Genomic DNA, 13,212 nt, shown 5'->3' with positions numbered 1-13,212 from the left:
CTCCCCCATCGTAGGGGTGAACCATGAAGTTCGTTATCGTGGGCTACGGTCGAGTCGGAACGCGAACCTGCCGCATCCTTCAGGGGGAGGGACACGACGTCACCGTCGTCGACCTGGACCACGACAAAGCCGAGCGCGCGAGAGACGACGGCTTCACCGTCGTGGAGGGCAACGGGGAGGACGAGGACGTACTCATCGAGGCCGGTATCGAGACCGCAGACGCCATCGCGGCGCTCACGCCGGACCTGAACGTGAACTTCAGCGCCTGCATGGTGGGCAAGCACTTCGGCGCGCGGACGGTCCTTCGCATCGACGAGGACTACCGTGAAGACATCTACGAGAAGTACGCGAGCGACGTGGACGAGGTCGTCTACCCCGAGCGCCTCGGTGCGGCGGGCGCGAAGACGGCCATGCTCGGCGGCGACTTCAACGTCCTCGCAGAGGTGACCGAGACGATGCAGTTCTCCGTGTTCGAGATACCCGCCGACTCCCCGCTCGTCGGCATGCGGGTCGTCGAGGTCGACCTGCCGGAGGCGGCACGAATCTACGCGCACGGGCACGCGGACGAGTCGCTGACCATCCCGCTCCCGACGACGGCCATCGAGGCTGGTGACCGAATCGCCGTCGTCGTCGAGACCGAGAGCATCCAGGACGTTCAGAACGCACTCGCTGCGGTCTGAGGGGACGGTTTTCTCGGTTCACAGCGTTCTCGAAATCCACCCGCTCGTGAGTGGGAATACCGACCGCTCATCGGGTGGAGGCACAAAAGGGGGGAATGCGGGAGGAGCTAGTTAGTAACCGGGCGCGTGCCGCTGAGGATGGGATTCTCGAGGCCGTCGGACATCGCGCCCGGGTGGATGCTATCCGTGTACCATTATAAAACTGCGTCAGACGACCGTCATACCTGCCGAGAATAGCTGTTCAGGCCGTTCTACTGGCGATATCCGTTGCTCACTCGCCGTGGGTGAAGCCGCGGTCGGGAAGGGCCTCATCGCCCATCGTCACGCCCGAGTCGGTCACGGTTCCGAGGACCGAGAACGGCGTCGGACAGGCTTCGCGAGCCGCCGCGAGGACGTCTTCCGGGAGCGTGAACACGAGTTCGAAGTCTTCGCCGAAGTGGCAGGCGAGGTCACGCAGGGTCGCCTCGTCGTCGGCCACCGAACGGACGGACTCGTCGACCGGGAGGGCGTCGAACTCGACGGCGAAGCCGCAGTCGCTCGCTTCGGCAAGCTGGTGCAACGACCGTGCGAGGCCGTCGGAGGAGTCCATCATCGCGCTCGCGTGCGGGCCGAGTGCGCAGCCGGCGGCGACCCGCGGTTCGAACCGAAACAGGTCGTTCGCACGGGCCGTCTCACCCGCCTCGAACAGCCGGAGTGCGGCGGCAGAGCGCCCGAGCGTCCCGGTCACGCAGACGAGTTCGCCTGGGTTGGCACCCGACCGCCTGACCGGGTCGTTCGTCGTCCCCAGGGCCGTCGTCGCGACGGTGAACTCCGTGTGGGTGTCGAGGTCGCCGCCGACGTACTCCGCGCCGACGGCCTCGCAGACGTCGCTCGCGCCGCCGACGAACTCGCGCAGCTCTTCCTCCTCGAAGCTGGGGTCGGCGTAGACGGCGACGGCGGCGGTCGCCTCGGCACCCATCGCGGCCACGTCCGATAGCGAGGCGCCGACGGCGCGCCAGCCGGCGGTGTACCTGGTGGTGCCGCCGGGGAAGTCCGTCCGCTCGTGGAGCATGTCCGTCGTGACCACCTGTCCGTTCACGACCGCCGCGTCGTCGCCGGCCCGGCCGACGACGTCTCCGAGCAGTGAGAGGGCCGCCCGTTCGTCCATGGGATGGGATTTTCCGGGTGTGCTGAAAAACTGATTGGTCCAGCGCCCGCGACGGTCGAATCTGTCCCGTCGCGGAGGAGTCGGTGGGTTCAAGCCCATCACGGGCGACGATTCGCGCATGGCCGGTGACTGGGACGTGCGCGCGATGGCCGCCGGGTTCGTCGGCGCGGTCGTCGTCCTCGCCGTACTTCTGTGGTTCGTCGGATTCGACGCCGTCGTGACACAGCTCACCCGGGCTGACCCCGAGACCTTCGGACTCGTCCTCGTGGCCGCACTCGTCTGGTTGCTCTCGTGGGGGCTCGCACTGCGGTCCGTGCTCTCCTCGCTCGGTATCTCGATGTCCGTCCGGAAGTCGTTCCTCGTCTACGCCGCCGCGACCTTCGCGAACAACGTGACCCCGTTCGGTCAGGCCGGGGGCGAACCGTTCAGTGCGCTGCTCATCTCGCGGGAGACCGACAGCGAGTACGAGACCGGCCTCGCCGCAATCGCGAGTGTGGATGCCATAAACTTCGTCCCCTCGGTCGGTCTCGCTCTGACCGCGCTGGCCTACTACGCCGCCACGGTGACGCTGACCGACCGGCTCGCGGACGCGGCGGTCGTGATGGTCGGGATGACCATCGGCCTGTCCATCGGGGCCTACATCGGCTGGCACAACCGGTACCGCGTCGAGGAGGCCGTCGTTCGCGTGCTCTCGCCGCTCGTCCGGTGGCTCTACCGGTTCGTCCCCACGCGGACACCCCCGACGGCCGAAGCGATTCGCCAGCGCATCGAGGGCTTCTTCACGACCATCGAGCGGGTCGCGAACGACCGCCTCTCGCTGCTGGCGACCCTGACGCTCTCGACCATCGGCTGGGTGATGCTCGTCTGCTGTCTCTGGCTGTCGATGCGAGCGCTCGGGCTCCAGGGCGAGGGACTGTTCATCGCGGCGATGCTCGCGGTCCCTCTGGGCTCGGTCGCCAGCATCACACCGCTTCCAGGTGGTCTCGGCGGCATCGAGACCGTCCTCTTGATGATACTACCGACCGTGACGGGCTTCGAGGCGACGACGATCACGTCCGCCATCCTGCTCCACCGGCTCGGGACGTACTGGTTCCCGGTGTTCGTCGGCGGCGGAGCGACGGCGGCGCTGGGTGCCGCGGATCGTGACTGAGAACGGACGCGAATAGCTGTCGTGGCAGGTGATGAGAGCCCATGCCGAACGGGAAAACAACGATGGTCTTTTAACCCGCGCGAGGGAACGACACGTCAATGACGACGATGTACGACGTTCCGGCGGACGCGCTCATCGAGGCGCTCGCCGAGGACCTCGAGGACCGACTCGAGACACCCGAGTGGATCAACTTCAGTAAGACCGGCGCAAGCCGAGAACTGCCCCCGGAGCAGGACAACTTCTGGGCCATCCGCGCGGCGTCCCTCCTCCGCAAGGTCGCCGACAGCGGCCCGGTCGGTGTCGACCGTCTCTCGACCGAGTACGGCGGCGCGAAGCGCGGCTCGACGCGCTACCGCGTCGGTGGCTCGCACCGCTCCAACGGCTCGAAGAAGGTCATCCGGACCATCCTCCAGCAGCTCGAGGACGAGGGCCTCATCCAGACCCAGAAGGGCCAGGGCCGCAACATCACCGACGAGGGCCGCAGCCTCCTCGACAACACGGCCGACGAGGTCATGGCCGACCTCGACCGCCCGGAACTCGAACGGTACGCGTAAGCAGACGTAGCGTCTTCCGTTTCGTTCACTCTCCGAGAGACGTCTCTCCACAGTCGAAACGATTTTCCTCCACAATCGACTACCGTTGCGTATGAGCGGCAGTTCCGACGAGGACGAACTCGAACGGCTTCGACAGGAGAAGATGGAGCAGCTCAAAGAACAGCAGGGACAGCAGGGCGACGCCGAGGCCCAGGAGGCGATGCAACAGCAGGCCGAGGCACAGAAGCAGGCGCTCCTGCGGCAGTACCTCACCGCCGACGCCCGTCAGCGGCTCAACTCGGTCAAGATGTCCAAGCCGCAGTTCGGTGAGCAGGTCGAACAGCAGGTCGTCGCCATCGCCCGGTCCGGGCGTATCCAGGGCAAGATCGACGAAGACCAGATGAAGGACCTCCTCCGCGAACTCAAACCCGACTCCAAGAGCTTCAACATCCGGCGCTGATGGAGCTCGGACTCCTCTACAGCGGGGGCAAGGACTCCACCCTCGCGGCGCTGCTCTGTTCGGAGTTCTACGACGTCACGCTCGTGACCGGTCACTTCGGCGTGACCGACGACTGGGAACACGCGAGAGACGCCGCCGAAGCGGTCGGATTCCCGCACGAGCGGCTCGAGCTCGACGCCGACGTGGCCGAGTCGGCGGTCGACCGACTCGTCGCCGACGGCTTTCCACGCAACGCCATCCAGCACGTCCACGAGCACGCGCTGGAGCGCCTCGCCGAGCAGGGTTTCGACGCCATCGCGGACGGCACCCGGCGAGACGACCGCGTCCCGACGGTCTCCCGGGCGCAGGCACAGAGCCTCGAGGACCGCCACGGCGTCGACTACATCGCGCCGCTCTCGGGCTTCGGCCGCGGGGCCGTCGACCGGCTGGTCGAGGCCGAACTCGACGTGACCGTCGGCCCGAGCGAGGAGATTCGCCGGGCGGACTACGAGGCCGAGTTGCGCGCCCTGCTGGCCGACCGCGAGGACGGGCCCGCAATCGAAGACGTGTTCCCGGAACACGACCAGACGTTCGTGGAAGGGACGCGGTAGGACTGACACGACTCCCTGCAGGAGGGCGAGGCTGGTCGGCCGGCCGACCGCCTCGGGATGAACAGTTTGAAGCGCGCTGTGACCGAACCACGGCGTATGTACGAGGGACTCAAGGGATTTCGTGACTTCTACCCCGACGAGATGGCCGCCTACCGGGAGGTCATCGACACCGTCGAGGACACGGCCCGCGGCTACGGCTTCCGCGAGGTCGCCACGCCCGCGCTCGAACGCGCCGAGATGTGGACCGACAAGAGCGGCGACGACATCGTCGACGAGCTGTACGCCTTCGAGGACAAGGGCGGTCGCCTCGTCACGCTCACGCCGGAGCTGACGCCGACCGTCGCCCGGATGGTCGTCGCGAAGCAACAGGAGCTGTCGAAGCCCATCAAGTGGTTCTCGACGCGCCCGTTCTGGCGCTACGAGCAGGTCCAGCAGGGCCGGTTCCGCGAGTTCTACCAGAACAACGTCGACATCTTCGGCTCCGCGGAGCCGGAGGCCGACGCGGAGATACTCGCCTTCGGTGCCGATATGCTGACCAACCTCGGCCTCTCGGGCGACGACTTCGAGTTCCGCGTCTCCCACCGCGACATCCTCGGCGAGCTGCTCGCCGAGTTCGACGCGGACGTCCGGACCCGCGACGCCATCCGTGCCGTCGACAAGCGTGCGAAGGTCGAGGAGAACGAGTACCTCGACCTGCTGTACGAGGCCGGCCTCTCCTACGACCAGGCCCGCGAGTTCGACGACCTGCTCGTCGCCGGCAACGACGACCTCTCGCAGGTCACCGAGTGGTCCGAGAGCGAGTCGGTCCACGACGCCGTCGCCAACCTCGAGAACGTCCTCGCCGCCGCCGACGACTTCGGCGTCCGCGAGTTCTGCGACGTCTCGCTCACGACGGCTCGCGGCCTCGACTACTACACCGGCGTGGTCTTCGAGTGCTTCGACTCCGCGGGCGAGGTCTCCCGCTCGGTCTTCGGCGGCGGCCGCTACGACGACCTCATCGAGGACTTCGGCGGCCAGCCCACCCCCGCCGTCGGGGTCGCCCCCGGCGTGATGAACTCGACGCTCCCGCTCCTGCTCCAGCGCGCCGGCGTCTGGCCCGAGGAGGCCGTCTCGACCGACTACTACGTCCTGCAGGTCGGCGACACCCGGCCCGTCGCGGCCCGCATCGCCCGCGCCCTGCGAGAATCGGGCAACGTCGTCGAGTCCGACGTTGCCGGCCGGAGCTTCGGCGCGCAGATGAACTACGCCGACTCCATCAACGCCGAGACGGTCGTCATCGTCGGCGAGCAGGACCTCGCGAACGACGAGGTCACGATCAAGGACATGACGTCCGGCGACCAGGTGCAGGTGCCCGTCGACGACTTCCCGGGCGACCGCCAGCGCCCGACCATCGGCGACTTCGAGTAGGGTCTCTCACCGAGCGAACACTTTTCTCCGACTCGCGAGTCGGTCCGTGTGATGCAGTGTCTCATCACCACCATCCCCGTCGACCCCGCCCACAGAGACGAGTTCGACGACCTCGCCGCGGCTCTCGTCAGGCGCTCACGGGCCATGGAGGGAACACTCGACTACCACGCGATGGCCGACGTGACCGACCCCAACACCGTCCGCGTCTTCGAGCGATACGCCGACCAGACGGCGCTCGACGAACACGTTCAGACAGACGAGTACCGGGCCTTCGTCGAACGACTGCCCGGGCTGGTCGACGGCGACCTGTCGATCGTCCACCTCGAGGGTGGCGAGGTGCTGGTCGAGAAGTCGTTCGCGGCGGCTGAGGCGATACCCGACGAGTGGTGAGCGTGCACTGTGATTCTGCAAGAAACCCGCATTAGAACCGTACCGGCGACAGTCGACGATGCGGGTCGACGGGGAGTGAACGAAGGTGCGCCACTTACAGCGACTCCACGTTCCGCCGCGTCCGGTCGATGACCGCCTGTTTGACCATCTCGCCCGGCGTCTCGAACGCGGTCGTCCGCGCGAGGAAGGAGCTGTGCCGGGTCACCGGCGCATCCTCGGCCGCTTCGCTGCCCGGCTCCGGCACCGTGAACACCGACGCCGGTTCCTCCCAGGGACTCGCCGCACAGAGCGACGAGAAATCGTCGAACTCGGTGTGCCCGGCGACGAACTCTGACGTGAACAGCGTCGGGAGGCTGTCGGCGTCGCCGTCGCCGACCGCATCCGCGAGTGCGGTGCTCTCCTGCAGTACGAGTGTGAGCGATTTCAGCTCGGCCTCGGTGAACGCCCGTTCCGTGACCCCCAGCTCCCTGGCGAGCCCCGGGCCGATGAGGTCGGCGACCTCGCGGCCACTCAGTTTCTCGTCCATGGCCCATGGTTGCGGGCGAGCGTGTTACCTCTGGTGGTCGACTCCCTCGGTGGTCCTGCCGACGACTGACCGCGAACGCGCCAGCTACAAACCCTCTCCCGAGCAACACCCCTTCAGATGCGCGCCTTCCGCGTCGCCTACGACGGCCGGCCGTTCCACGGCTTCCAGCGACAGCCGGACGTGCCGACGGTCGAGTCGGCGCTATTCGACGCCCTGCGGAAACTCGACGTACTCGACCACGAGGCGGACAAACCCGCCGGCTACGCGGCGGCAGGGAGGACCGACGCAGGCGTCTCAGCGGTCGCCCAGACCGTCGCCTTCGACTGCCCGGGCTGGCTGTCGCCGCGGGCGTTCTCCTCGCAGCTCCCGGCGGACGTCCGGGTCTGGGCCAGCGCCGACGTTCCCTGCCAGTTCCACGCGACATACGACTGCGAGAGTCGAGCGTACGAGTACCACCTGTACGCGCCGGGCGCTGACCTCGAACGCGCCCGGGCGGCTATCGCGGCGCTGCAGGGGACGCACGACTTCGCGAACCTCACCGCGGCCTCGTTCGACGACACGGTCCGGACGCTGGAGACCGCGAACGTCGAGCAGGACGACGCGTTCCTCGTCTTCTCGCTCAGGGCGAACGGGTTCCTCTGGGAGCTGGTCAGACGCATCGGCTCGCTCGTCCGGGCGGTCGCCACGGGAGCGGCCCCGCCGGAGAAGGTGTCGCGGGTCCTCGAGCCGGAACCCCTTCCGGGCCACGAGGGCGTGCCGCCGGCCCCGCCGGAGGGGCTGGTGCTCGTCGACGCGGCGTACCCCGGGGTGGAGTTCGTCCCCGACGAGCGTGCCGTCGAGACCGTCCGCGAGGTGTTCGGCGAGAAGGAAACGACTGCGACGACGGCGGCGCGGGCGGCGCGGAGCGTCGGTGAGCGGGTGCGGTAGCGAGGAATCGAGTCGAGGAAAACGGAACCAGAGAACGAACGAGTGCAAGCGGAGAACGAACGACGGCCGGCGGGCCGAGGAGACGGTTGCACCCGGACAGCACGCGGGGTGCGACGAATGGCGAATCCGTGCGATGATGCTGGCCCACCGGTTCGACCGTCGGTCACGGGAGCCGGTCCCGCGAGAGAGTTAGGTCAGTCTGCGCGTGCGCTCAGTAGCGCGAGCGGCGGTAGGTCGCCTTCGACCGGGACGTCTTCTTCGTGCGCTTCCGGTAGCCGCCGCGCTTAACGCCGGTCGGGCAGGCGGGTTCCGCACACGGGTCGACCTCTTCTGCGCACGGGTCGGCACACGGGTCGACCTCTTCTGCGCACGGGTCGGCACACGGGTCGACCTCTTCTGCGCACGGGTCGGCACACGGGTCGACCTCTTCGGGGCACGACTGGCACGGGCTGACAGCCTCTTCGGCGCAGCACGGGTCGACGAGGGTGACCGTCAGCAGGCCGACTGGACCGGTCCAGCCGTGCTCCTCGACGGTGAGGTCCGCGTAGCCGCCGATGCCGGGGTGCTCCTGGATGAAGCCCTCACCGATGAGGTCCTGTTCGGACGACGCCTCGAGGTCCGACTGCGGGATGTTCGTGAGCAGGGACGCCTCGGGAACGAGGTCTGCCGCGACTTCGGTGTTGCACTCACAGCCGACGTCGAACGCCTCGATGGGCACCGCGAGCGTCTCGCCACATTCGATGGGGAGGCGCACGGAGTCGACACCGGCGAACCCGTCGTTGGTCGCGAGCATCATGCTCGCCATGGAGAGGACACCGCGGGGCTCGATGGTCTCGATCTGGATGGTGGTCTTGCTCTTGAGGCCGGTCTGGAGCGGGTCACAGTCCGCGACGAGGGCATCGTCACCGAAGCCCATCGCGAAGACGCCACCGAAGCAGTCGATCTCGCTCTGGAGCATCTCCTTCATCGGACCGAGGTCTGCGTCCTTCGCGAGCTTGATCATCTCAGGCGACGCTGTGGTGCCGACCTGGAAGAGTTTCACGCGGCGGTTGTGGATGGCGACCGCGGGCGGCGTCCAGGGCTGGCCGTTCGTCAGGTTCCAGATGGTGACGTCGTACTTGAACGTCTCCGGCTCACAGACTGGTTCTGGTGCACACGTCCCACAAGGGTCAGAGAGCGGTCCCGCGTAGCCGCGGCCGTAGAGACCACGGCGAGCAGAAGCAGTTCCTGCACCCCCCACGAGCGCGAGGCTCCCCACACCGATGGTCGAAAGAACGGTACGCCGGTTGACGGCAGACTTCATTTTTCTCATTGTAGTTTTTGACGGCGCCGTCGCTCACCACGTTGGTTCGCCCCGACGCTCCAGCATCGTGCACCCCCCTGCACTTGGGCAACTGCGTTTCGCACTGGTAGCTACGGCGTGGTTAGTAGGTAAACATATCTTAATCTAATTGTGTGTTTGATGTAAGTCGTTTAACCGATAAAAGATAAAGTCTTTGAGGAAAAAGATAGTAAGTGCATGAGGAGTCGGTTCGTTACCGTCACGGCCCTCGTTTCGTATCTAACTCGAAACCGGTTTACTGCGGCCACACGCCAGCGGCTCGCATTCCGGGCTCGTATTCCTGGGCGACGAGGGCCGTCAGGAGGTCGTCTCGATTCAGCCGTCTGAGGTTTCTACGTTGCAGAATACGTACAAGTAAGCTCGTGAGCATAGCGTGTGTCCGTAACGTTCGAGAATCTGCTTTGTCTCTCGTGTCGGCTCGCGTGTGCGTCACGCCCCGTCCACGTTCCCCGCTCTTCGAGTGAAGCTGGATGGATGGGACGCCTGCCTGGAGGAACGGCCAGTGGTCGCTCCAGGGGTGTGGGTCGGGCTCGACGTGGACGGGATGGTCCGTCTCCGCGGCGAGCTCTTCGGCGACGGATTCCAGTCCCGCGTGTGCGTGGGTGTAGGCCACGAGGTCGCGGTGTCGGCCCGCGCCGTCGACGTTCACGACGGCGTCGAGTCGGTCGAGGTCGAGCGAGTCGGCGAGTGCACGACTGCCGAGCAGGCCCACCTCCTCGCCGCCGACGGCAGCGATCCGAACCTGCTGGTCGAGGTCCAGGCCGGCGAGTGCACGGGCGACCCCCACGACCACGGCTACGCCGCAGCCGTTGTCGAGCGCACCCTCGCCGACATCGTGGGCGTCGAGATGGGCGAGCACGAGTAGCTCCCGGTCGGTGTCGGGACCGACCGTGCCGTGGACGACGTGAGTCTCACCCTCGTCGGTGTGGGCGTCGACGGACAGGTGGACCTCGCCGTCGCGGTCCGCGTACTCCCGGAGCCACTCGCCCGTCTCGGCGGAGACCCCCACGCCGGGAATCGAACCTTCCTCGTCGAAGCGGAGCGACCCGGTCGGCGGGAGCTGGCCGGGCTTGTGGTTCGCGAAGACGAACCCTGCCGCGCCGGCACCGACGGCGTGGCCGTACTTCTCCATCCGGTGGACGAACCGCTGGTCGGCGGGCGTGTCGGTGCTCGCGAGGACGACTGCGCCGTCGACGTCGCGGTCGGCGATCTCCTCGGGTGTCCCGTGGCCGACGTCGACCAGCCTGGCGGTCGTCTCGCCGGCCGGTGAGTAGGGGAGCGCGATGGCTTCGAACGGACGTTCGACCGGGTCGACGACCGAGAATTCGGTGTGGCCGCGGGTCCAGCGGGCGATGGGGCTCGTCTCGCGAGTGACTCGCGTGAGGCCCGCGTCCTCGAAAGCTCGCTCGACGATGTCGGCGGCCCGTTCCTCGCCCGGGTGGCCGGCCAGCCGGTTCGGCAATGCACAGAGGTCGGAGAGTACCTGCCAGGGCGTGTCGTCGCCCCACAGTCGTCCGAGTATCGCGTCGAGGTCCGGTGTCTCGTGGGTGGTCATAGCTGGAGGTGCGTGGCCGGGGCGGAAAACGTTCGGGGGTGTGTGGCGTGTGAAACAGTGGCGGGATGGTGTGGAACAGTGCGGGCGACCGGGTTCGGCTGACCCTCAGATTCGACAGCGGAGTCCGGCGATAACGGTCGATTGAACGGTGCGAGACGACTGGAATCGTCATGAACGACGCTCGGGGTTCATGTCCGACACGAAAGAACAGGATTCACGGTGAGACGATGTCAGTCATCGAGTCCATCAAACGAGCCCTCGCGGGAGACGACGGCGAGAAGACGTACCACTACGAGTGCCGCCTCTGTAGTGCGACGTTCGAATCGACCGAGCCAACCGTCCAGACCGTCACCTGTCCCCAGTGCGGTTCGGACACGGTGCGAGAGTGGCTGCCCGAAGGGGGGGAGAGCCGATGAAGACCTGGTCCTGTAATCGGTGCAGAAACACCGTCTCGAAGAGCGTCGTCGAATGCGTCACGGGCCGCCCCCGGGAGTGTGAGAACTGCGGCAATCAGACGTTCGAGGGCCCGATGACCATCGGGACGGTCCACCGAACCATCGACAGAGTGTTCCCCTGACGCTGGCTGCTCCCCCTTTCTTCCGGACCCACTGTCCGGTGACCACGTCCGACGTGGGAGGCTGGTTGACAAGGCTTAGGTCGTTTCGATTCGAAGGCCGTTGCATGAGTTCAGTCCCGGAACGGTCCGAAGTAGACGTCGAGCACAAGTGGGACCTCGAGTCTATCTACGATTCGGACGAGGAGTGGGAGGCGGCGTACGAGGCGGTCGAGGAACGCATCGAGGACCTGTCGGCGTACGAAGGGCGTGCGGTCGAGAGCGGGGAGACCCTGCTGGCGGTCCTCCAGCTCCGCGACGATATCATGCGCGAGGTCTCGATGGTCTACTCGTACGCGCGGATGCGCAAGGACGAGGACACGCGAGACCAGACGTACCAGGCGTACACGGCCCGTGCGCAGTCGCTCGCGTCCGACGCTTCAAGTGCCGCGTCGTTCATCGACCCCGAGATACAGTCGAAGTCCCGTGACGAGATCCGCTCGATGGTCGAGGAGACTGACGGGCTCGAACTGTACGACCACTACCTCGACGACGTCCTCCGGATGAAAGCGCACACTCGCTCCGCAGAGGTCGAGGAGCTGCTGGCCGACCTGAGCGAGGTCACCGGCGGCGCGAGCGAGGTGTACAACATGCTGTCGAACGCGGACATGGAGTTCCCGACCGTCGAGAAGCCCGACGGCGACGAGGTCCAGATAACCCAGAACAACTTCACCAACCTGCTGAAGAACCCGGACCGCGAGTTCCGCCAGACCGTCCACGAGCGGTTCTACGAGGAGTGGGCGGAAGTCAGGAACACGGTCGGTGCGACGTACAAGAACTCGGTGAAGGCGGACGTGAAGACGGCCCGTGCGCGGAACTACGACACCGCCCGTGAGGCGGCCCTCGACGGCCCGAACGTCCCGACCGAGGTGTACGACAACCTCGTCGACACCGTCCGTGAGAACCTCGACAAGCTCCACCGCCACACCGAGCTGAAGGGCAAGGCACTCGGCGTCGACGAGGTCGAGATGTGGGACCTCTACATGCCGATGACGGAGACCGAGAGCCCGGACGTCTCCTACGAGCAGGCGTGTGAGTGGGTCGTCGACTCGCTCGACGCGCTCGGCGAGGACTACCAGCAGCGCGTCGCCGACGGGCTCGAGTCCCGCTGGGTCGACGTCTACGAGAACAAGGGCAAGCAGTCGGGCGCGTACTCCGGCGGCACCTACGACACCCAGCCGTTCATCCTCATGAACTGGCAGGACGACATTTCGTCGATGTTCACCCTGGCACACGAACTCGGCCACTCGCTCCACAGCGAGTACACGCGCGAGACGCAGCCCTACGTCTACTCCGGCTACGAGATCTTCGTGGCAGAGGTGGCGAGTACGGTCAACGAGACGCTGCTCACGCACCACCTGCTCGACACCGTCGAGGACCCGGTCTTCCGCCGCCACGTCCTCAACGAGTACCTCGAGCGGTTCCGCTCGACGCTCTACCGCCAGACGATGTTCGCCGACTTCGAGCACCAGACCCACCAGCTCGTCGAGGAGGGCGAGGCGCTCACCCCCGACGCCGTCGACCAGGTCTACGGCGACCTCAAGGCCGAGTACTACGAGCCCGCGAACGTCGACGAGCACATCCCGCGCGAGTGGATGCGGATCCCGCACTTCTACTACAACTTCTACGTCTACCAGTACTCGACGGGCATCTCCGCGGCGGTCGCCCTGTCGCAGGGCATCCTCGACGAGTCGAACGAGACGGCCGTCGACGACTACCTCGAGTTCCTCTCGAAGGGCTCGCGCGAGTATCCGCTCGAACTCCTGCAGGGCGCGGGCGTCGACATGTCCTCGCCGGCACCCATCCAGTCGGCGCTCGACGTGTACGACGAGTACCTCGACGAGATGGAAGCGCTGCTCTAAATAGGTCGACCGTCTCCTCGTCTCCAGCTA

14 protein-coding genes are annotated in these 13,212 nt (G+C 66.6%); 10 read left to right on the top strand and 4 right to left on the bottom strand.

The window, feature by feature from the left end; translation table 11 throughout:
- Window positions 1–23 precede the first annotated feature (23 nt).
- A complete protein-coding gene (locus tag ACSC1Y_RS06685) occupies window positions 24–680 on the top strand; it encodes a potassium channel family protein (protein ID WP_435333927.1) in 657 nt (218 codons plus the stop codon).
- 271 nt (window positions 681–951) lie between these two features.
- On the opposite strand, the gene thiL is transcribed toward ACSC1Y_RS06685, so the two are convergent.
- Window positions 952–1,827 (bottom strand): thiamine-phosphate kinase, encoded by an 876-nt coding sequence (gene thiL, locus ACSC1Y_RS06680; RefSeq protein ID WP_435333926.1) that lies wholly within the window; start codon window positions 1,825–1,827, stop codon window positions 952–954.
- A gap of 118 nt (window positions 1,828–1,945) precedes the next feature.
- Here thiL and ACSC1Y_RS06675 point away from each other — a divergent pair, with 118 nt between their 5' ends.
- The 6 genes from ACSC1Y_RS06675 (at window position 1,946) to ACSC1Y_RS06650 (ending at window position 6,357) form a co-directional block, all read left to right on the top strand.
- Window positions 1,946–2,977, top strand: coding sequence for a lysylphosphatidylglycerol synthase transmembrane domain-containing protein (locus ACSC1Y_RS06675; protein ID WP_435333924.1), 1,032 nt, complete (start codon window positions 1,946–1,948; stop codon window positions 2,975–2,977).
- A gap of 98 nt (window positions 2,978–3,075) precedes the next feature.
- On the top strand, window positions 3,076–3,531 hold the full coding sequence (locus ACSC1Y_RS06670) for a 30S ribosomal protein S19e (protein ID WP_435333923.1): 456 nt from the start codon (window positions 3,076–3,078) through the stop codon (window positions 3,529–3,531).
- Window positions 3,532–3,622: 91 nt separating this feature from the next.
- On the top strand, window positions 3,623–3,970 hold the full coding sequence (locus ACSC1Y_RS06665; protein WP_435333922.1) for a DNA-binding protein: 348 nt from the start codon (window positions 3,623–3,625) through the stop codon (window positions 3,968–3,970).
- The gene (locus tag ACSC1Y_RS06660) at window positions 3,970–4,560 is read left to right on the top strand and encodes a DUF7411 family protein (protein WP_435333921.1); all 591 of its coding nucleotides are present in this window, start codon (window positions 3,970–3,972) and stop codon (window positions 4,558–4,560) included. Before ACSC1Y_RS06665 ends, ACSC1Y_RS06660 begins: the two co-directional genes overlap by 1 nt.
- Before the next feature lie 96 nt (window positions 4,561–4,656).
- Window positions 4,657–5,967 carry a histidine--tRNA ligase gene (gene hisS, locus ACSC1Y_RS06655; protein ID WP_435333920.1) on the top strand — a complete coding sequence of 437 codons (1,311 nt, stop codon included), beginning with the start codon at window positions 4,657–4,659 and terminating at the stop codon, window positions 5,965–5,967.
- A gap of 51 nt (window positions 5,968–6,018) precedes the next feature.
- The gene (locus tag ACSC1Y_RS06650) at window positions 6,019–6,357 is read left to right on the top strand and encodes a putative quinol monooxygenase (protein ID WP_435333919.1); all 339 of its coding nucleotides are present in this window, start codon (window positions 6,019–6,021) and stop codon (window positions 6,355–6,357) included.
- 94 nt (window positions 6,358–6,451) lie between these two features.
- Here the strand turns inward: ACSC1Y_RS06650 and ACSC1Y_RS06645 are convergent, their stop codons facing one another.
- The gene (locus tag ACSC1Y_RS06645; RefSeq protein ID WP_435333918.1) at window positions 6,452–6,883 is read right to left on the bottom strand and encodes a hypothetical protein; all 432 of its coding nucleotides are present in this window, start codon (window positions 6,881–6,883) and stop codon (window positions 6,452–6,454) included.
- Window positions 6,884–7,000: 117 nt separating this feature from the next.
- Between ACSC1Y_RS06645 and truA the strand changes: the two genes are divergently transcribed.
- Window positions 7,001–7,810: a tRNA pseudouridine(38-40) synthase TruA gene (truA, locus tag ACSC1Y_RS06640; protein WP_435333917.1), complete on the top strand. Its 810-nt coding sequence runs from the start codon at window positions 7,001–7,003 to the stop codon at window positions 7,808–7,810.
- Window positions 7,811–8,021: 211 nt separating this feature from the next.
- Here truA and ACSC1Y_RS06635 read toward each other — a convergent pair whose 3' ends face one another.
- Entirely contained in the window at window positions 8,022–9,122 is a 1,101-nt protein-coding gene (locus ACSC1Y_RS06635) for a spondin domain-containing protein (RefSeq protein WP_435333916.1), read from the bottom strand.
- A 265-nt stretch (window positions 9,123–9,387) separates the two neighbouring features.
- Window positions 9,388–10,707, bottom strand: a complete 1,320-nt coding sequence (locus ACSC1Y_RS06630; RefSeq protein WP_435333915.1) for a M28 family peptidase — start codon at window positions 10,705–10,707, stop codon at window positions 9,388–9,390.
- A 227-nt stretch (window positions 10,708–10,934) separates the two neighbouring features.
- Between ACSC1Y_RS06630 and ACSC1Y_RS06625 the strand changes: the two genes are divergently transcribed.
- Both ACSC1Y_RS06625 and pepF read left to right on the top strand, forming a co-directional pair.
- Entirely contained in the window at window positions 10,935–11,123 is a 189-nt protein-coding gene (locus ACSC1Y_RS06625; protein ID WP_435333913.1) for an FmdB family zinc ribbon protein, read from the top strand.
- 265 nt (window positions 11,124–11,388) lie between these two features.
- Window positions 11,389–13,182, top strand: coding sequence for an oligoendopeptidase F (gene pepF / locus ACSC1Y_RS06620; RefSeq protein ID WP_435333912.1), 1,794 nt, complete (start codon window positions 11,389–11,391; stop codon window positions 13,180–13,182).
- Window positions 13,183–13,212 lie beyond the last annotated feature (30 nt).

This window comes from Haloarchaeobius lipolyticus (assembly GCF_051208015.1).
In the GTDB taxonomy this organism is placed as follows: domain Archaea; phylum Halobacteriota; class Halobacteria; order Halobacteriales; family Natrialbaceae; genus Haloarchaeobius.
This window is presented reverse-complemented; position numbering and strand designations above follow the sequence as displayed.